Here is an 18,906-nt window from a genome sequence, read left to right as displayed (position 1 = left end):
GTGAAAACGAGTTGGATGGGCAACCTAACTCGCTCAACATCATCGAGATAGAGCGATTTCGTCGGCCGATGAGTCGTACTTCGGCACTCGACGTGCTTTTACTCGGAAGCACGTTCGCCTCTGAGCCCGGGTCGTCGAGACCCCTAGTCGTTGAAGGAGTTGCCCTTTGCGTAAGACTTTGAACAAGAACGGTGTCGCGGCAGGAAAAGGTGCTACCGCATCGGTTCGTTCGGTTCCCGGGGTAGTGTCTCAAACAAAGAACGGGGCAGAGAAGCCGGCAGCCGGTCGTAAGAAAGGGAGCGATGTCGGTTCGGTCGACGATCTTTTTTCGGAAGATGTCGTCTCGCTGATCGGCGCCGTCTCCGACGACGACGTAGCCTTGGAAACGGAAGACGATAGCGAATTCGTCGCCGAAGAAGCCGCCGCCGAAGAACACGAAGCCGCCGATCAATACGGCGACTCGTCCGACGATCGGATCGACGATCCGGTGCGGATCTACTTGATGCAGATGGGCGAGATTCCGTTGTTGAACCGTGCGGAAGAAATCGATTCGGCGAAGCGCATCGAATGGACCCGAACGCGATATCGCCGCAGTTTGCTGGCGAACGACTTCATCCTCGAAGGGGCCGTGTTGCTGCTGAAGAAAGTACAGAACGGCGAGCTCCGGCTCGACCGCACGATCGACGTCTCGGTCACCGATGCCGCCGTGAAGAAAAAGGTGTTGAGCTTGCTCACGCCGAACTTGCGAACCTTGTCGCATTTGTTGAAACGAAATCGCCGCGACTTCTACGTCGCCATGAGCAAGAAGCGGCCGATGCACGAACGAAGGCTCGCTTGGCAACGGCTCGTCGTACGCCGGATGAAGGCCGTGCGACTCGTCGAAGAGTTGAACCTGCGGACGGCACGCTTGAAGCCGCTCTTGGATAAGTTGGCCGAAATCGATACGCGGATGAGCGTGATTCTCGAAGAGCTCCGCGCCATCGACGGCGGGAACATCGAAGGAGCCACGAGCAACGAACTGCGAGCCGAGCTGCATCAGCTGATGCGGATGACGTACGAAAGCCATCACAGCCTGCGGACGCGGATGAAGCGGACGGCCCGCTATCAAGACTTGTACGATGCCGCGAAACGTCGGCTGTCGGCCGGCAACTTGCGGCTCGTCGTCTCGATCGCGAAGCGTTACCGCAACCGCGGCTTGAGCTTCTTGGATCTGATTCAAGAAGGCAATACCGGTCTGATGCGAGCGGTCGATAAGTTCGAACACCAACGGGGTTACAAGTTCAGCACGTATGCGACGTGGTGGATTCGCCAAGCGATCACGCGGGCCTTGGCCGACCAGAGCCGCACGATCCGCTTGCCGGTACACATGATCGAAACGATGGGAAAAGTTCGGGCGATCAGCCGCGACTTCATTCAGAAGTTGGGTCGCGAGCCAAGCGTCGAAGAGACGGCCCAAGCGACCGGCTTGTCGCTCGAAGAGGCTCGTATCGTGATGAAGATGACGCGGCAGCCGTTGTCGCTCGACCAACCGGTCGGCGATCACGACGACAGTTTCTTCGGCGAGTTCGTGCAAGATCATCGCGAGTCGGATCCGCTTCACGATATCACGCAAGCGTCGCTCAAGGTCCGCGTCGATGAAGCATTGCAGGCTTTGAACTACCGCGAACGTGAAATCATCCGCCTTCGCTACGGGCTCGCCGATGGTTACACGTACACGCTCGAAGAAGTCGGCAAGATCTTCTGCGTCACGCGGGAACGAGTTCGTCAGATCGAAGCGAAAGCGGTTCGCAAGCTCCAGCATCCGATTCGCTCGAAGATTCTGCTCGGCTTCCTCGATCACGATCACGTCGACATGACGAAGTTCGAGACGGCGTAGGACCGTGGTCGGTTAATTAGCCGGAACGCGTTAGCGTCCGGTCCAGGGGTGTCATTTCAAACGTGGGATTCGATCTTGAGAACCGGGGGCTAACGCCCTGCGGCTGATAGACGGTCACTCCGTTGCAAACGATTCGGGATGGACGACGAACTTACTCGTCGTCCATCCCGTTTTGCATTTTGCATTCTGACTTTTGCTTTTATTCATCCCGAATTTCCACCTCTTCGCCATCGGGCCCGAGGAGATAGGCGATCGGCCTGGCTCCGGCGACCGGCGGCGTGAACGGCTCGGGATGCGAAGGATGCAACACGGCACCCTTCGCCCGCGCCTCGATAAGAAACGCATTGAGATCCGGCACGCGCAGCGCAAGATGCACTGGGCCGCTCGTGAAATCGGACCACGGGGCGAGCGCTTCGCCGTCGCGCACGCTAAAGAGCTCGAGTTTCACGGCGTTATCTCCCGTGCCGATCTTAAGCCATGCCGCCAGGCGCCGTTTGAAGCGACCTTGTTGCAGCAATTCGGCTCCGAGAATGCGCACGTAGAAATCGATCGCCGCTTCGAAGTGCGACGTTTGCAGCGCGATGTGATCGATCGCGATCTTCATTTCTTCTCGCGCCGTTTGATTTCCAACAGCACGCTGTTGCCGTTGGTGCCCGGCAGCGGCCATTCGGTGAGTTTGCGCAGCTGCCACTTTTCGAGCAGATGTTTTTGCCTCGCTTCGTAGCGTTCTGCGACCCAGCCCGGCCCTTTGATGATCAGCAGTCGCTCGAACTTCTGATGCACCGGCGTGAACCAGACGATGAGCTTCGAGAGGGGCGCGACCGCGCGCACGACGAGCGTATGCACGGCGCGGGTCTTCAAGAGCTCTTCCGCGCGGCCGTGATGCACGATCACCTTGAGGCCCATGCGGTTGACGATTTCATCGAGCACGCGAATCTTCTTCGCAACCGTGTCGGTGAGAATCACTTCTAGATCGGGACGGACGATCTTCAAGATCGCACCCGGCACGCCTCCGCCGGTGCCGACGTCGATGACCCGATTGTTCGGCGGAAGCGAAGGAGCCAAGGCCAGCGAGTCGACGACGTCGCGGCCGACGAACTTTTCGAACGTCGTGTGCCGCGTCAGATTGATCTTCGTGTTCCAATCCCAAAGCAACGAAGCGTATCGCCCGAGCAGCGAGACTTGCTCGGCAGGGAGCGTGATGCCGTGTCGCGCCAGCGCCGTTTCGAGCGTGTCGTTCGGGTACTCGACCTCGGGCACGATCGGCGCATCCGACGTCGCTTCAGGTTCGTTCGTTTCGAGCTCGTCGGCGGCTTCGGAGGGAATGTCGTCGTCGGCGAGTGGGGCGTCGGAAGGAGTGTCGGTCATGCAGGTCTCAAGAGAGGAATCGAGCGCGGGAATGAGAAACGGTTTTGGTGCCGATGAGCTCGGCCGGGTTGACGATGAAGCAGTCGTTTGCGCCGGCGAAGTTACATCAGCCAAGCCGGAGCGAGGTACACGAACAAGCGGAGCGCGAGGTTCGAATAAACTCCCGCGGCCCAATCGTCGGCCATCACGCCCCAGCCTTCCGGAAGATGTTCGAGCTGACGCGCCGGCGGCGGCTTCGTGATGTCGAACAAGCGATTGAGGAGAAAGCCTACCACGACGACCGTCGGACTCGACATCGGCAGGAGAAAAAACGTGATCGGCACGCTCGCAATTTCGTCGATCACGATGCAGCCGGGATCTTTGCCGCGGCCGAGTTGCCGGCCGGCAAGCGTAGCGACCGGAACCGAAAGCCAGCAAACCGCGATGATCGAGACGACTTGGCCGGCGGTCGTGGGGAGCTGCCCGATGGCCCAGGCCAGCGGCAAGCCGAGGAGCGTCCCCCATGTTCCGGGGGCCTTTCGGAAGTAGCCGATGCCGAAACCGGTTGCGAGCACGACGGCCCAAGAGTTTTCGGCAGCGCTTTCCCGCGATTTTTGCTTGTCCCGTTTGGATTTCGTCACTTCAAAGGCTCCAAACTGGAAAGATCTGGCGATTCTGCCGATTGTAACGATATACTGGTATACCTAGTCGTCGTTAAACACGACAATGATGGTAAACATAGTCGTCTTGCTCGCGAACCCTTTGCGGCAAGAGGTTGTCTGAGGTGGGGTACTCCCACGCGGCAAGGTAGGCGCCGCGTTCGACATGGTTGTCATCATCCCTTAAAGGCGCGCCCGCGCAAAGAGTCGGAATATGGCCATCGAAGAAAAAGAAAAGCTCAACCCGGTTGAAGAAGCCAAGGTCAACAGCGGTTACCTGCGCGGCGAGATCGGCCAAGAGCTCGTCGACGAAAACGACTACTTCGGCAAAGACAGCGTCCACCTGCTCAAGACGCACGGCACCTACCAGCAAGACGATCGCGATGCGCGGGCCGCGGCGCGAGCATCCGGCGCAGGGGGCAAAGGGGATAAGGCGTTCATGTTCATGGTGCGCTCGCGCGTGCCGGGCGGAAAGCTTTCGAGCGAACAAATGCTCGCCGAACTCGACATCTGCGACGAACTCGGCAACGCCACGCTCCGCATCACGACGCGCCAAGGCCTCCAGCACCACGGCATCCAAAAACACACGCTGCAAGAAACCATCCGCCGCATCAACGCCTGCAAGCTCACGACCCTCGCGGCTTGCGGCGACGTGAACCGCAACGTGATGTGCTGCCCTGCCCCGCACAAGTTCGATCCGGTCCACGTTCAGTTGCAGACCTTGTGCGACGATCTGACGACCCGCTTCACGCCGCAAACGAAGGCCTACTACGAGATTTGGCTGCGCGATACGGCGAGCGGCGAAGAGACCTGCTTGCAAGGGGCCGACGATCCGAACGTCGAGCCGATCTACGGCCGGACCTACCTGCCCCGCAAGTTCAAGATGGCGGTCGGCTTGCCCGGCGATAATTGCGTCGATATGTACGCGAACGACTTGAGCTTCATGGCGATTTGCGAGAACTACAACGTCGTCGGCTACAACGTCCTCGTCGGCGGCGGCTTCGGCGTAACTCCTTCCGCGAAGAAGACGTTTCCCGCCGTCGCGCAGCGCATGGCCTACGTTCCCGCGGCGCAAGCGGTCGACGTCGCCGAGGCGATCGTCAAAGTGCAGCGCGACTTCGGCAATCGGGCCGACCGCAAGACCGCGCGACTCAAATACCTGCTCCACGATAAAGGCTTGGCTTGGTTCAAAGCGAAGGTCGAAGAATACTTCGGCGCGCCGCTCGCCGAGCCGCATGCCGACGACGTTTGGGGCTTCGACGACCATCTCGGCTGGCACGAACAAGGAGACGGCCGCTGGTTCTACGGGCTCAACGTCGAGAACGGCCGGATCAAAGACGACGGTGCGTTTCGCCTCAAGACCGCGCTGCGCCTGATTTGCACAAAGCTCAAGCCCGAGCTGCGGCTGACCGCGCACCAGAGCATTCTGTTTTGCGACTTGGCACCCGAACAGCGCGACGAATTGCAGCAGATCTTGCGCGAGCACGGCGTGCAGCTCTCGCACGAGATCTCGACCGTTCGGCGTTGGTCGATGGCGTGCGTCGCGTGGCCGACCTGCGGCCTGTCGATCACCGAGGCCGAGCGGGCGTTGCCGGGCATGATCGACCTTTTGGAACAAGAGCTCGCCAAGATCGGGCTCGCGCGGGAAGCGTTTACCGTCCGCATGACCGGCTGCCCGAACGGCTGCGCTCGCCCCTACAACAGCGACGTCGGTCTCGTCGGCAAGGCGGCTGGGAAATACACGCTGCTGCTCGGCGGACGGTTGCTCGGCGATCGCCTCAACACGATCTACAAAGACTCGGTGCCGGAAGAAGACTTGGTGCCGACCTTGATGCCGGTCTTCCATTACTTCAAGCATGAACGAGCCGCCGACGAGACGTTCGGCGACTTCTGCCATCGCAAGGGAATGGCCGACCTAGCGGCCTGGGCCGAACGCTACACGGCCGGAACCGACGGCAACGGCGCCGCGCCGACGAACGGCGCTGCATCGACCGACGACAACGGCAGCGAACGCTAAGCAAGCGCTCGCTTACTTGCGCTTCACTTCCGGTTTTTCGACCGCGCCGACGATCGCTTCGCGCCACGGTTTTTTCGCTTCGTAGCTCGCGAGTTCCTTGCGCAGGCTTTCTTTTTCGGCGTCTCCTTCGGCGGCGGCGAGGGCTTTGTTCGACCATTCTTTCGCGGCGGTGAAGTTTCCTTCTTCGGCATACGCCGCCGCGAGCGTGCTCAAGATATGCACGATCTTATGGTTCGTTAGCTGGCAGGCTTTGTCGGCGAGCTCGATGGCCCGTTTGCCGTTGCGCAGCTTGTCGTCGGGCGAGGTCGCGAGTACCCACGCGAGATTGTTGAGGATGCCGGTGTCTTTCGGCTCGATCTTCAGCGCGGCCTCGTAGTCGGCGATTGCGTCGGCTTGCTTGCCGGCGTTGAGGTGTGCATCGCCCCGAATGCGCATCGCGCGCCAGTTGTCGGCATCGCGCTTCAGCAGACGGTTGGAAATGTCGATCACTTCGGCGTGCTGCTTCAACGCGTTGCGCACGACGGCCAGCTGCAGTAAGATCGCGTCGTCTTCCGGTTCCAGCTTCGCCAACTTTTCCAAGTCGGGGATCGACTCTTCGTACTTATTGTCGTCGAGCAACAGGGCGACGCGCGAGCGCAATGCGCCCGGAGCGTCGGGGAAGCGTTTCAGCAGCAGGTCGGCGTCTTCGCGCGCGCCTTGCTTGTCGCCGGCGGCTTGTCGTGCGCGGCCGCGAAGCAGAATCGCTTCCGGCATGTCCGGCGTGATCTTCAGCGCCGCTTCGGCATCGGCGATGGCCGACTTCGTATCGCCCGCCAGCAGGCTCACGCGACCTCGTTGCAGAATCGCGGCCGGAGATTGAGGGACGAGTTGTGCGGCGCGCGTGAGGCTCTTCTTCGCTTCCTCCCATTTCTCTTGCGCGGCGAGCGCTAGTCCGCGGGCTTCGTGCGTAGCGGCGTGCGTCGGGGCGATCAGCAAAGCCTCATCGAAATCGGCGACCGCTTCCGCCGCTTTGTTCGTGCTCAGCTTCACCGCGGCGCGGAGGCGAAACGTTTGCGCGTCGCCGGCGTTGAGGCGGATCGCTTCGTCGAGATCGGCGAGGCGCTCTTCCGGCTTCGAGCCGAAGGCGCTCCGCAGCGTCAAGGCTTTCGCTCGGGTTTCGTCGTCGGTCGCCTTGGATTTCACCGCCGCGTCGAGCATCGTTTTAGCTTGCTTGATGTCGCCGCCGGGAAGAAGTTGCAAGCGGGCGATGAGCACGTACGCCGCCGAAAGATCCGGATCGTTGGCGAGCGCTTCGCTGAGATCGCCGACGGCGGCGACGCGTGCCTGCGCCACGCGCGGATCGAAGTCGGTCGCTTCCAGCACCCGTTCGCCGAGCGTTTCGCCCCGTTGATAAAACACCGAAGCCAAGAGCTTCTTCGCATACATCAAATTGGTCGGGCCGAGACCTTTCTCGATCGCTTTGCGCGTCTGCTTGATGACTTGCTCGAGATCGTCGAACGACTTCGCCGAGATACGGGCATCGAGCGCGGCGTCGAGCTCGGCCTGTCCTTTGTCTTCGCCGGCCGGCGCATCGGCGGCGCTTGCCTGTTCGGCGGCCGATGTATAGACCAGCGCGAGGCCGAGGCCGATGCTTGTAGAGAGGTAGAGAATCGCGATCGGCGCGAGGCGATAGAAGCTGCGGAACGTCATCGAAAGGCTCCTTCCATGGAGCGGCGCGTCGTGGTCGACGCACCGCGTGAGTTAGTTCGGCTTAGGGGCGGCGGCAGGCAGAGCCGGATCGATTTCCAGCGTCCCCATGCTCGCGGCCAACACTTCATTAATGCGTTGTAGGTCGTTGGCTAGTGAAACCAAGCGCGATCCGATCACGATCTGGTGATCGCCGATCGGCGCTTTGCCCGGCACGTTGAGCACCATGATGGTGAAGGTGCCGTTGAGATCGCCGGGCTCGTTGCCGCGCATGTAAAACAACTGCGGACTTTTGATCTGCAAAGTTTTCCAAACGCGCGACGCGTCTCCCTTGCGCAGAGCGAGCACGGGCGTGTCTTGCCAGGCCAAGTCCGGCACGTCGGGCTGAGCCGCTTTCGCGGCATCGAGAATCTTAGCGAGCTCGGCCGCGCTGCCGCCGGAGCCCGGCTCGTGGCGCACGACCCCCATGTAGATGTGCCACGGTCGGGTCCCCACCTTGGAGCCGATCATCAATTCGAACGTTTCTTGAAAGCCGGGAATTCCCGGCAGCGGCGGCGGAGGGAGCAGCCGATTCGTCGGAATTCGTTCACTCCCTTTTTCGGGATCGGCAGATTCGGCCGTATAGGCGGCGAGCCGACCGAACAGAACCGGCAGACGCAAGCGGGGCGAGATCGCCACGGCTGCCTCGCCGCCGGGAGCGACGAGCTTCGTATAGGTCTTATCGAGCCCGACGAATTTGTTGTCGTGCTTCAGATCTTCGATCGTCGTCGCCATCCGTGTTTCATAGCTTTCGACACCGCAACCGCCGGCGACGCCCAGCACCAGCGCGACCGACAGCGCCGCAGCGCACGACCTACTCGAACCATTCCTCAGCGAAACGAACTTCATAGCGGTCACACTCGGCAAACGTGGGGGATGCACGACCCGACGACGGGCCGAATCCGATTGTGAAACGAGCGGGAGGGGGTGTCAAGGAAGACTTCCCCTCCCGCTCGATATAGATAGCGAAATTCGCCGGAAACCACCAGCACGGCTCTAGGCCAAGTCGCGCCGGCTTGCGCTTAAGTAACCGTCGGGCACCGGCATTAACCGAGCTTGACCGTGACGGTCTTCAACTCGGTGTAGTGCTCGATCGCGGCGGTGCCGAAATCGCGACCGTGGCCCGACTGCTTGAAGCCGCCGAATGGGGTCGAAGCATCGAGCACGTGATAGCAGTTGACCCACACGGTTCCGGCCTTCACGCGCTTTGCGAAGAGATGCGCTTTGTCGATGTTCTTCGTCCACACGCCGGCCGCGAGACCGTAGTTGGTGTTGTTCGCCCGTTCGACCATCTCTTCAACGTCGCTGAACGGCAACACGCTCACGACCGGGCCGAAGATTTCATCGCGGGCGATCGACATTTCGTCTTTCACGTTGTTGAAGATCGTCGGCTCGATGAAGAACCCTTCGCTGCCGCGCTGCGCGCCGCCGGTGACGAGCTGCGCCCCTTGTTTCTTGCCGAGCTCGACGTAGCCCAGGATTTTGTCGAGCTGTTCCTTCGACACTTGCGGGCCTTGTTGCGTGTTCGGGTCGAGCGGGTCGCCGACCTTGCGCTGCTTGGCCTTCTCGGCCAACTTGCCGACGAACTCATCTTGAATCTTCTTCTCGACGAACAGCCGGCTGCCCGCCGTGCAACATTGGCCGCCGTGGAAGTAGATGGCGTGGTAAGCGCCGGCGACCGCCTGGTCCATATCGCAATCGGCGAAGATCACGTTCGGGCTCTTGCCGCCGAGCTCGAAGGCGGTGCGCTTCAACGTTGGGGTGACGGCGTGTTGGATGATCTTCGCGGTGTCCACATGGCCGGTGAAGCCGACCATGTCGACCTCCGGATGAACGCACAGCGCGGCCCCGGCCGTTTCGCCGAAGCCGTTCACGACGTTGATCACGCCGGCTGGAAAGCCTGCTTCGGCGGCGAGTTCGGCGATGCGGAGCGCGGTGAGCGGCGTTTGCTCGGCCGGCTTGATGACCATCACGTTGCCGCAGGCCAAGGTCTGTGCGATCTTGCCGCACATGATGAAGACCGGGAAGTTCCACGGAATGATCTGCGCGACGACGCCGACCGGTTGGCGCAACGTGTACGAGAGGAACTCGCCGCGCATCGGCAGCGTGTTCCCTTGAATCTTGTCGGCCATGCCGGCGAAGTATTTCAGGAAGTTGACGGAGCCCTTCATATCGCCGCGCGAGTCGGTGATGGTCTTGCCGCAGTTCAGCGACTCGAGCTGCGCGAGCTCTTCGGCGTGTTGTTCGATCAAGAGTGCCAAACGGTAGAGACACTCGCCCCGATCGGCGGCGTCCATCTTGCCCCATGGACCTTTGTCGAGCGCGCGGCGCGACGACTTCACGGCCTTGTCGATGTCGGCGGCGGTCCCTGCGGCGACGGTCGCGATCACGGCACCGGTCGCCGGATTCAACGCTTCGATCGTTCCCCCTTCGGCGGCATCGACCCATTGGTTGTCGATGAAGAGTTTGGTGAGACGAATTTTCGGCCCGGCCGGACGAGGAGGCGTAGCGGTCGCCATGAGAAGGTTCCTTTCGAAAAGCATGAATCGCGAGCAGGAATGAACTCACAGTTTGAAGGGGGCGCGAGTCGTTGTCAATTCGCAGCACACTTAACTCAAGAGCCGCGGAGTGCAGATCCCTGGAAAAGCCCGACAAAGGCGCTCCTCCCCTATTTCAACGTCTTCTCCTCCTTCTCCCCTTGCTCGCGGTAGAAGGTTTGGATGATGTTCCACGTCTCCGTCGGGTCGTCGCAGTATTGTATCAAGCTCAGGTCTTCGTCGGAGATCGTCCCTTCGTCGGCTAAGAATTGCGGATCGAAGGCGCGCTCCCAATACTCGCGGCCGTAGAGAATGATCGGGATCGGTTTGAGCTTGCCCGTTTGTCGGAGCGTGAGCGTTTCGAAGAGCTCGTCGAGCGTGCCGTAGCCGCCGGGAAACACGACCAGCGCTTGGGCTCGCATGAGGAAGTGCATCTTCCGCAACGCGAAATAGCGGAACTGAAAGCACAAGGCCGGCGTGATGTAAGGGTTCGGAAACTGCTCGTGCGGCAGCGTGATATTGAGCCCGATGGATTTCGCGCCGACGTCGTGCGCGCCGCGGTTGCCGGCTTCCATGATGCCCGGGCCGCCGCCGGTGAGAATCACGAAGTCGCACTTCCCTTGGATCTGACAAGTGCTCGACACGATCCGAGCAAACTCCCGGGCCTCGTCGTAATAGTGCGCCAGCGCGGCCAGCCGCCTCACGCGCGCCAGCTCTCGCACGGCGCGCGGTTCGTTCGGGCCGGCGGCAAGCGCCGCTTCGGCTTCGCGCACGCGCACCTCGGCGAGCGAGCGCTCCGCGATCCGCGCGCTGCCGAACAGCACGATCGTCGAGTCGATACCGTTTTCTTCGAGCGCCATCTCGGGCTTCAACAGCTCCAGTTGCATCCGCACCGGACGCAACGCATCGCGATTCAGAAAGTCGATGTCGCGATCGGCGCGGAGGTAGCTCGGTGCGTTCATCAGCCGCCGGAGCAGTTCCGCTTCCGTGGTCGTCTTCGGTTCGTTTTGGTCTGCCGATCCCGGCCGGGGCGATTCGCCGCTCATGTGCCGTGCTCCAGCGTAAACGCTTCGCCCATCTTCGGGATCGTGACGTTCCAGCCTCGGTCTTGCCGCAATGTCTGCGCTAAGGCATTCGCGGCGTCGAGTTCGCCGTGGGTGATGAACGTGCGTTTGGGGGGCGCGAGCGGCTGAAGCCAACGCAAGAGTTCGCTCCGACCGGCGTGTCCGCTGATGGCTGAAATCTCGGCGACATGCCCACGCACCGGCACGTCGCTGCCGAAGACGCGGATCGTGCGACGACCGTCTTGAATATCCCGTCCGCGTGTTCCCTCGGCTTGATAGCCGCCGACGACGAGCGTCGTCTTCGGGTCGGGCAAGCGCCGCTTCAAGTGGTGCAAGATGCGACCACCGGTCATCATGCCGCTGCTGGCGATAATCACGGCCGGGCCGGCGACCTCGTTGATTCGTTTCGACTCTTCGGCCGAGCGCGCGAGATGCACGTTCGGCGCTTCGAGCACTTGCTTCGGGTTTCGGCCTCCCATTTCGACGAGGTCGTGATCGGCGGCATACTTGCGGAACACGTCCATCGCCGTGCTCGCCATCGGGCTATCGAGATAGATCGGTAGCTCGGGAATCCGCCCCTGCTCGATCAGCACGCGCAACAGATAGATGATCTGCTGCGCGCGGCCGACGGCGAACGACGCCGTGAGCATGACGCCGCCGCGCTCGATCGACGCCAAGACGACATCGCACAATTGATCGAGGACGTTTTCGGTGCCGTGATCGCGATTGCCGTAGGTGCTTTCACAGATGAGGTAGTCGCAGGCCGGCGGCGAGAGTGGGTCGTGATAGAGCGGGGCATCGTAGCGGCCGACGTCGCCCGAGAACGTAATTCTCAGCGGCTTCATTCTCAGCGGCTTTGGGCCCGAGCGCACTTCGACCTCGATCATCGCCGAGCCGAGCAGATGGCCGGCGTCGTGATAGCGACACCAGATATCGCCGGCCGGATTGAACCACGCTTCGCGCGGCACGGCATCGACGAGCTGCATCGTGCGCTTCACGTCGCGCTCGTCGTAAAGCGGCAGCGCGGGCCGGTGCTTCGAGAACCCTTTTCGATTCGCATACTCGGCATCGTTCTCTTGATTCCGCGCAGAATCGAGCAGCAGGATGCTCATCAGATCGACCGTGGCCGGCGTCGCGAGCACGCGACCTTCGAAGCCCGACTTCACGAAATGCGGCAAGTAGCCGATGTGGTCGATATGCGCGTGCGTGAGCACGACGGCATCGACCGACGCGGCCGGAAACGGAAGCGGATTCCAATTGCGCTGCCGCAATTCCTTGAGACCTTGAAACAGCCCGCAATCGATGAGGATGCGGCCGCGATCGGTTTCCAAGAGATACTTCGAACCGGTGACGGTTTCGGCCGCGCCGTGGAAGGTGAGCTTGATCATAGATCCGTGCGCTGAGAGTGTTTGAAGCGAGGCGATGCGGCTTCAATGTACTCGCCGCCAGGTCGAGCGACTACCGAACGCGACAACGCTCGGCTTCGGCGACGCTCGGCGTCGGCGGCGCGCAGCGCGGCCCAGGTCGCGCTCGATTGCGATTCGAAAAAGTTCGTGCGTCGTCGCCCAGGTTCGGTCGGGCATCTTGTCAAACGGTTCTCTGCGCAGAGCATTGCTCCCGGCCGGTCTTCTGCGAAGCGGCTCGCAAGAAGCACGGGCCCGAGCGACGACGCACCGGACGACACCCTGGGGGCAGCGAAGCGCTCCGCGCAAGTTTGCAACCTCGCGCAGACCGTCGTGCAAGTTCGAGCCCGTGCAGACGGTCGTCGCGCGCTTCATCCACGAACGCACAACGGCACGAGCTCGCGAAGAGCGCCCGCCCCGCCGAAGCGAGCCGCACGCACCACGCAGGCCGGAAAGAGACACCGCGCCGACTGGTTTTTAAGCAGCGGCTCGGCTGACCGGCGTCGCGAGGGACCGAGCTTCCTGCTCGATTACTTCCAGCCCCTGCGGCGACAAGCGGCGCGGCACGGGCTCGAACTTCCCCTCACAATTCTTCGTCGCCGGTCTCGCGTAGACGAGCGACGTGTCGAAACCTACCGGAGGTCGGAGTCTCGTCTCTTCACAAGGCCCAACATCGCACTTCGACCGCTCGATTTCAACGCGCAGATTTAGGCCATGCTCTGGACTATTTCGGCGGGAAGATCGTTTTCCAATCGCGCTTCATGTCCATCACGGTCCAGCCGAATTTCGGTGCGTCGTCGAGTGCTCGGGCCAGCTTGCCGAAATGCGAAGTCCGATCGTAAGCCGCTTCGCGCTCGGCGTCGGTGTGATGCACGATCAGGCCGAATCGCGGACCCTTGCCCGTGGTCGTCCATTGCAACATTTCGTAGTCGCCGTCGGAGTTGCCGAAAGCCGCGATCGGGCGGCGACCGATGAACCGCTCGATGCCGACCGGTTTGCCCGGTCCATCGTCGATGAAGTCGACCTTCGGTAAACGCTGAAGCTCGGGACGCCCCTCGACGACCTCGTACTTCAACGTGATGCTGCTGCCGACGACTTGCTCGGGAGGAATGCCGTACGTCTTCTCGGTCCACGGGCGCATGAACTCGATGCCGCCGCCCGAGACGATGTAGGTCTTGAAGCCATGCGCGCGCAAGTAGGCGAGCAGCTCTACCATCGGCTGGTAGATGCACTCGGTATAGGGTCGCTTATATTTCGGATGTTCGGCCGTGGCGAGCCAAGCCTCGACGATCGTTTTGAATTCCGCCGTGGTCATGCCCGCGTGCGTCGCCATGATGAGCTGCATCAGACCATGTTCGCCCGTTGCGGCGAGCGCTTTTAGGTCGTGTTCGAGCACGGCGCGAAACGGCTGCTCGGTTTTCCACTCCGGGTGCTCGGGCGCGAGCTTGTGTACGCGATCGATCACGAAGACCAACTGCACATACATCGGCTGTTCGCTCCACAGAGTGCCGTCGTTGTCGAACACGGCGATCCGATCGGCGACCGACACGAACTCTTGCGAGCCGTCGGTCGTCGTCCGGCGCACGAAGTCGACGATCGCGGTTTTGGTCGCGCCCTCGTTCCAAGAAGGAAGCCCGTCTTCGGCCGCCGCCGTTTCAACAGGCTGCGCGAGCGCAAGAGCGATCGCCGCGAAAGCAACAAGCGACCATGAGCAGGTTCGCCCTGTTTTGCGAGTGGAAAGCATACGCTGGGCCTCGTGGATGAAACTCGTAAGGGATGGAATCATGCGCTTCCGGATGATATCAATTCGCGAGCGAGTTAGAATACCGTCGCCGCCGCTCCGACCACTTTTTGGGATACGAATATGAATTGCCCTTCGGCTTGCCTTCGATTTTTGCTCGGCTCGGCCCTGCTTGTCGCCGGAGCGGTGCCCGGCTTGGCGGCCGAGCCGAAGTCGCATGTCGTCATCATCAACGTCGATGGCTTCGCCGCTTACTTGCTCGACGATCCGAAAGCGCCGATCCCGACAATTCGTCGGCTCGCGAAAGAAGGGGCGCTCGCGGTCGGCGGCATGAAGGTCTCCAACCCCTCCGTCACGTGGCCGAATCATACGTCGCTCGTCACCGGCGTTCGGCCCGAGAAGCATGGCGTGTTGGCGAACGGCGTGCTGGTGCGCGGCGGGGTCGACGTGCCCGTGTTCGCCGATCCGAAGCGCGACCAAGCCGAGATGATCCGCACGCCGACGTTGTTCGACGTCGCCCATCGGGCCGGCCTTGCGACCGCCGAGATCAATTGGCCCTGCACGCGCGGCTCGAAGACGCTCGACGATAGTTTTCCCGATGTACCCGACGCCGTTTCGCACAGCACTCCGCGGCTCATCGCCGATCTCGTCAAGGCCGGCATTCTCGCCGACGCGACGGATGCCACGTTCAAAGCCGGCAGCATGGTAGGGCGCGATTTGGCTTGGACCGAGGCCGCTTGCTATTTGATTCGCCACCGGATGCCGAACCTGCTGCTGCTCCACTTGCTCAACTGCGACTCCACGCAGCACGCCGACGGGCCGCAAACCCCGTCGGGCTACACCGCCAACGCCTATGCAGACACTTGCGTGGCGAAGGTCGTGCAGGCGCTGGATGATGCCGGCCTGCGCGCGCAGACCACGATCTTCATCGTCGCCGATCACGGCTTCACGCACACTCCCAAGGCGCTCCGCCCGCATGTGCTGCTGCGGAACGCGGGCTTGCTGAAGGTCGGCCCTGGGGGGAAGGTCGTCGAGGCGCGGATCAATGTGTTTCCCGAAGGGGGCATCGGGCTCGTCTATTGCAACGATCCCGGCAGCGTCGACGCCGATCGAAAGAAATTCGTCGCGATGTTCACCGGACAAGAAGGGGTCGCCGAAGTGTTGGAGCCCGCGCAGTTTGCGGAGCACGGCTTGCCGCACCCGCGCGAGTATGCTCAGGCGCCCGACTTGATTCTCGTTGCGAAAGACGGCTACGGCGTTTCCGCATCGGCCGAAGGAGAGACGCTCGTCGCGACGCAGGCCGAGGGGAAAGTCGCGAAGGGGACGCACGGCTTTCTCGCCCGCGAGCCGAAGATGAACGCGATCTGCATCGTCAGCGGACGAGGGATTCAGGCGGGCTCGAAAGTCGCCGGGGTCGAGAACATCGACGTCGCCCCGACCGCCGCGAAGCTCCTCGGCCTCACCGGCTTCACCGCCGACGGCAAGCCGCTCGATGTGTTTGCGAAACCGTAAAACGCACACGCCGGGCTAGAGCTTCTTCAGCATTTCGAGCGCCTTCGTCTCGAACAGTTGTTGCCACTCCGGGGCGACGAGGCAATCGCAATCTTCCTGTGCGTAGCCAGTGTTGCCGCGTTGTTGCACGGTCGGCAGATAGTAGATGTAGCCGTTGGTGTAGCCCGAGACGGCCGTGAACGGCGCGGCCGCTCGTCGCTTGATGTTTAGGCCGATCTCGACGGTGAGTTCGCCGGGAAACGCAACTAACCGAAACTCACCGACCCGCAGCCCTGCGATCTCGACCTGCAACGGGGCTTGGCCGGCGGCTTGATTCTGCGCAAGATGCTTCCGGAGCAGCGCAAGGTTGACGTTGAGCCGCGTGAGCCGTTCCATGGTGCGAATGTTTTCGAGATAGGCGTCGATGCTCTTCCGGTTCGCGGCGTCGAGCTTGTCGAGCTCGTCGCGGCCGAGCGCGCGGTCGTGTAGATAGGCTTGCGCAGGGAGCGACGGGAACTCCGGCGAGAGTTTGTGTTGCAGATAGAGCGGCACGAACGATTTGAAGTCGATATCCGTCGGCTTCAGTGCCCGGAGCAACTTCGTTTGCTCGGCTTCGATCGCGCCGATGCGATGCTCCAAATCGGTTCCGCGCGGAAGCGGGATCACAACGTTGTCGACGCGGATCGCGGCTTTCGCTTGCGGCGCGATCTTCTTCCACGCCTGCATGACGCTTAAGCCGAGCATGTTTCCCAGCGGCTCGGCGTTCGGCGGGCGCCCGACATCTTTATAGCGCACCGGATTGATGTCGCCGCAGCATCCCTGCACGAACAGCGCGAGCGCGCCGTTGCCGAGCGACTCTTCGATCACCTTCGAGGCCGTGCCGGGGAAGTCGGCCGAGTTCCCGAGCCGCGGCGGATTCATGATCGGGTGGCAAGCGAAATGATAAACCACGGCGAGCGGCCGGCCGTCTTCGCGATCGATCCGCACGACCGCGACCGTCGGGTCGATCGGGCCGACGCCGGCCACGTCTTCGTCGCGCGGCAGCGAGTAAGCCCGACGCATATCGACTTCGCTCCCGTCCTTCATCTTCAAGCGGCGGTTCTCGCTGATCCGCGCTTCCTGCCTGACGCCCGCGCCGACCGTGACCGGCACCAGCGCGTGCCAGGCTTCCGTCACGGCTTGTACGGTCAGCGCGTCGGTATCTTTGCGAACGACGCTATGGCAATGGCTCGCGTTGACGAGTACGTTCTCCGGCGCGATCCCGAGCTCTTTTTGCAGCCGGGCCCGAACTTGCGGCAGGTATTCGTTGCCGATCCGTCCGATCTCGCCGATCGCCACGGCATCGACCGTGATCAACACCGCGACTCGCTCGTCGCTCTTGAGCACGAGCGCCTTCACATAGGAAGGATCGTGAACCGGTCCCGCCTCGCGATCGGTGATCTCCACCCGCGCGACGCCGGCTCGCAACACCGCCGCTTCGCTCACCGCCGGGAAGAACAAGATCGCAACGAGAAGGATGCTATAGCGAATCACAACGATCGACATTCGAGACCTCTCGGCGGTGGTGGTCGCCGCAACTCGCAGCGCCCAGCTACGCGAACAAGCCCGGGATGACGCGGCCTTCGGGCAGGACGAAATGAGGGCGATTTTCGGGATCGAGCAAGCGCGTGGCGATGTCGATGCCGAGGGCTCGATAGATGCTCGCGGCGACGTCGGCCGGCGAGTTCGCTTCGCTCGTCGGGTAAGCGCCGTTGCGATCGGTCGTGCCGATGACGGTGCCGCGCTGCGTGCCGCCGCCGGCGAAGAAGATCGAGCCGCAAGGGCCCCAATGGTCGCGGCCGCCCCCGTTGTTGATGCGCGGCGTCCGCCCGAACTCCGTGATGAAGACGACGAGCGTGCGCGCGAGCAAGCCGCGCGTTTCCAGATCGTTCAACAACGCGGCGAAGGCGCGGTCCATGCCGGCCACATGGTACGGCCGCTTCGCCATTTCGCCGAGCACCGGAAAGTTTTGCGCGGCGACGTTGTGATTGTCCCACAGGTTGCCGTACTCGGGATCGTAGCCGTAGTCGACCATGACGAACCTCGCGCCGGCTTCCACCAAGCGGCGCGCCATCAACACCCGTCCGCCGATCTTGGTACGGCCGTACGTCTCGCGCACGGCGAGCGGCTCGCCGGAAACGTCGAAGGCGTCGCGCACCTTCGTCGAAGAGAGCATGCGGAAAGCGTTGCGGTAGTGGGCGTCCATGTCGTTGTGCGCGGCGAGCACGTCGCCGGCGCGCAGCTGATTGTCGAGCAGCGCGCGCAACTCGGCCCGCGCGGAAAGTCGCGCGCCGCTGAGCTCCGTCGGCAAGCTGATGCTCGCCGGTTCCAACTGCTCGTCGATCGTCGCTTTTGGGTTCTTGTAGAGCGGCCCTTTCGTGAAGTCGGGCTCCTTCGGCTCGCGGGCCGCGCAGAACGGCGCATGTTCGCGGCCGAGCCAGCCGCCCACGAAGAGGTCGTAAGGGGGCGGGCCGGGACGCGTGAACCCCGGCACCGCGATGTAGCCCGGCAGGTCGTTGCGCGGGCCTTTCAGATGGGCGACGATCGAGCCGATGTTCGGCTCTTTCTGAATCGCGCCGAGCCCGACCGGCCGGCCCGAGAGGGCATAGGCTTGGCTCATCAAGTGGTCGTTGTTCGTGTGCGAGTAGCTGCGCACGAGCGCAATCTTATGCGCGATCTTCGCGAGGTTCGGGCAGACTTCGGCGAACTGAATGCCGGGGAGCGTCGTCGCGATCGGCGAGAGGATCCCGCGGACGTCTTCCGGGGCGTCGGGCTTCGGATCGAACGACTCGTGATGCGTCACGCCCCCCATCATGTTCAAGAAGATGACGGAGTCGGCGGTCGGCACGAGCGACGGCGCTCCGGCAACCTCGGCGCAGCGACCGCTCACCGGCAGCAACGTCGCCGCAGCGGTCAACGAGCCGACGCGCAGAGCATCGCGACGGTGCAGGAACGAAGACCACATAGCAAATCTCGGAGGTCGATTATCGGTCTGAGTACGGAGCTC

14 protein-coding genes are annotated in these 18,906 nt (G+C 62.3%); 3 read left to right on the top strand and 11 right to left on the bottom strand.

Annotation, left to right across the window (positions count from 1 at the left end; translation table 11 throughout):
• Positions 1-379: 379 nt before the first annotated feature.
• Positions 380-1,876, top strand: a complete 1,497-nt coding sequence (locus K8U03_12445) for a sigma-70 family RNA polymerase sigma factor (protein MCE9605695.1) — start codon at positions 380-382, stop codon at positions 1,874-1,876.
• A gap of 199 nt (positions 1,877-2,075) precedes the next feature.
• Here K8U03_12445 and K8U03_12440 read toward each other — a convergent pair whose 3' ends face one another.
• The 3 genes from K8U03_12440 to K8U03_12430 form a co-directional block, all read right to left on the bottom strand.
• On the bottom strand, positions 2,076-2,480 hold the full coding sequence (locus K8U03_12440) for a VOC family protein (GenBank protein MCE9605694.1): 405 nt from the start codon (positions 2,478-2,480) through the stop codon (positions 2,076-2,078).
• Positions 2,477-3,244: a 16S rRNA (guanine(527)-N(7))-methyltransferase RsmG gene (rsmG, locus tag K8U03_12435; protein ID MCE9605693.1), complete on the bottom strand. Its 768-nt coding sequence runs from the start codon at positions 3,242-3,244 to the stop codon at positions 2,477-2,479. The genes K8U03_12440 and rsmG overlap by 4 nt, the downstream gene beginning before the upstream one ends.
• A 101-nt stretch (positions 3,245-3,345) precedes the next feature.
• Positions 3,346-3,864, bottom strand: coding sequence for a phosphatidylglycerophosphatase A (locus K8U03_12430; protein ID MCE9605692.1), 519 nt, complete (start codon positions 3,862-3,864; stop codon positions 3,346-3,348).
• 238 nt (positions 3,865-4,102) lie between these two features.
• On the opposite strand from K8U03_12430, the gene K8U03_12425 reads away from it, so the two are divergent.
• Positions 4,103-5,899, top strand: coding sequence for an NADPH-dependent assimilatory sulfite reductase hemoprotein subunit (locus tag K8U03_12425; GenBank protein ID MCE9605691.1), 1,797 nt, complete (start codon positions 4,103-4,105; stop codon positions 5,897-5,899).
• Between the two features lie 12 nt (positions 5,900-5,911).
• Here K8U03_12425 and K8U03_12420 read toward each other — a convergent pair whose 3' ends face one another.
• The 6 genes from K8U03_12420 to K8U03_12395 form a co-directional block, all read right to left on the bottom strand.
• The gene (locus K8U03_12420) at positions 5,912-7,588 is read right to left on the bottom strand and encodes a tetratricopeptide repeat protein (GenBank protein ID MCE9605690.1); all 1,677 of its coding nucleotides are present in this window, start codon (positions 7,586-7,588) and stop codon (positions 5,912-5,914) included.
• Between the two features lie 51 nt (positions 7,589-7,639).
• Positions 7,640-8,473, bottom strand: coding sequence for a hypothetical protein (locus K8U03_12415; protein MCE9605689.1), 834 nt, complete (start codon positions 8,471-8,473; stop codon positions 7,640-7,642).
• A 197-nt stretch (positions 8,474-8,670) separates the two neighbouring features.
• Positions 8,671-10,143: an aldehyde dehydrogenase family protein gene (locus K8U03_12410; protein MCE9605688.1), complete on the bottom strand. Its 1,473-nt coding sequence runs from the start codon at positions 10,141-10,143 to the stop codon at positions 8,671-8,673.
• A gap of 149 nt (positions 10,144-10,292) precedes the next feature.
• Complete coding sequence (locus K8U03_12405; GenBank protein MCE9605687.1) at positions 10,293-11,207, bottom strand: LOG family protein; 915 nt, start codon at positions 11,205-11,207, stop codon at positions 10,293-10,295.
• Positions 11,204-12,613 carry an MBL fold metallo-hydrolase gene (locus tag K8U03_12400; protein MCE9605686.1) on the bottom strand — a complete coding sequence of 470 codons (1,410 nt, stop codon included), beginning with the start codon at positions 12,611-12,613 and terminating at the stop codon, positions 11,204-11,206. Before K8U03_12400 ends, K8U03_12405 begins: the two co-directional genes overlap by 4 nt.
• A gap of 739 nt (positions 12,614-13,352) precedes the next feature.
• The gene (locus K8U03_12395) at positions 13,353-14,414 is read right to left on the bottom strand and encodes a haloacid dehalogenase-like hydrolase (GenBank protein MCE9605685.1); all 1,062 of its coding nucleotides are present in this window, start codon (positions 14,412-14,414) and stop codon (positions 13,353-13,355) included.
• A 78-nt stretch (positions 14,415-14,492) separates the two neighbouring features.
• Here K8U03_12395 and K8U03_12390 point away from each other — a divergent pair, with 78 nt between their 5' ends.
• Positions 14,493-15,881, top strand: a complete 1,389-nt coding sequence (locus K8U03_12390; protein ID MCE9605684.1) for an alkaline phosphatase family protein — start codon at positions 14,493-14,495, stop codon at positions 15,879-15,881.
• A 15-nt stretch (positions 15,882-15,896) separates the two neighbouring features.
• Here the strand turns inward: K8U03_12390 and K8U03_12385 are convergent, their stop codons facing one another.
• Both K8U03_12385 and K8U03_12380 read right to left on the bottom strand, forming a co-directional pair.
• Complete coding sequence (locus K8U03_12385) at positions 15,897-17,306, bottom strand: hypothetical protein (protein ID MCE9605683.1); 1,410 nt, start codon at positions 17,304-17,306, stop codon at positions 15,897-15,899.
• Positions 17,307-17,451: 145 nt separating this feature from the next.
• Complete coding sequence (locus K8U03_12380; protein MCE9605682.1) at positions 17,452-18,864, bottom strand: DUF1501 domain-containing protein; 1,413 nt, start codon at positions 18,862-18,864, stop codon at positions 17,452-17,454.
• Positions 18,865-18,906 lie beyond the last annotated feature (42 nt).

The sequence above is a fragment of the Planctomycetia bacterium genome (genome assembly GCA_021413845.1).
Lineage (GTDB): Bacteria > Planctomycetota > Planctomycetia > Pirellulales > PNKZ01 > PNKZ01.
This window is presented reverse-complemented; position numbering and strand designations above follow the sequence as displayed.

Excerpts from the sequence above, each read along its gene's own strand:
- K8U03_12440 (MCE9605694.1), bottom strand. The coding sequence starts at position 2,480 with ATGAAGATCGCGATCGATCACATCGCGCTGCAAACGTCGCACTTCGAA.
- rsmG (MCE9605693.1), bottom strand. The coding sequence starts at position 3,244 with ATGACCGACACTCCTTCCGACGCCCCACTCGCCGACGACGACATTCCC.
- K8U03_12420 (MCE9605690.1), bottom strand. The coding sequence starts at position 7,588 with ATGACGTTCCGCAGCTTCTATCGCCTCGCGCCGATCGCGATTCTCTAC.
- K8U03_12415 (MCE9605689.1), bottom strand. The coding sequence starts at position 8,473 with ATGAAGTTCGTTTCGCTGAGGAATGGTTCGAGTAGGTCGTGCGCTGCG.
- K8U03_12410 (MCE9605688.1), bottom strand. The coding sequence starts at position 10,143 with ATGGCGACCGCTACGCCTCCTCGTCCGGCCGGGCCGAAAATTCGTCTC.
- K8U03_12405 (MCE9605687.1), bottom strand. The coding sequence starts at position 11,207 with ATGAGCGGCGAATCGCCCCGGCCGGGATCGGCAGACCAAAACGAACCG.
- K8U03_12400 (MCE9605686.1), bottom strand. The coding sequence starts at position 12,613 with ATGATCAAGCTCACCTTCCACGGCGCGGCCGAAACCGTCACCGGTTCG.
- K8U03_12395 (MCE9605685.1), bottom strand. The coding sequence starts at position 14,414 with ATGATTCCATCCCTTACGAGTTTCATCCACGAGGCCCAGCGTATGCTT.
- K8U03_12390 (MCE9605684.1), top strand. The coding sequence starts at position 14,493 with ATGAATTGCCCTTCGGCTTGCCTTCGATTTTTGCTCGGCTCGGCCCTG.
- K8U03_12380 (MCE9605682.1), bottom strand. The coding sequence starts at position 18,864 with ATGTGGTCTTCGTTCCTGCACCGTCGCGATGCTCTGCGCGTCGGCTCG.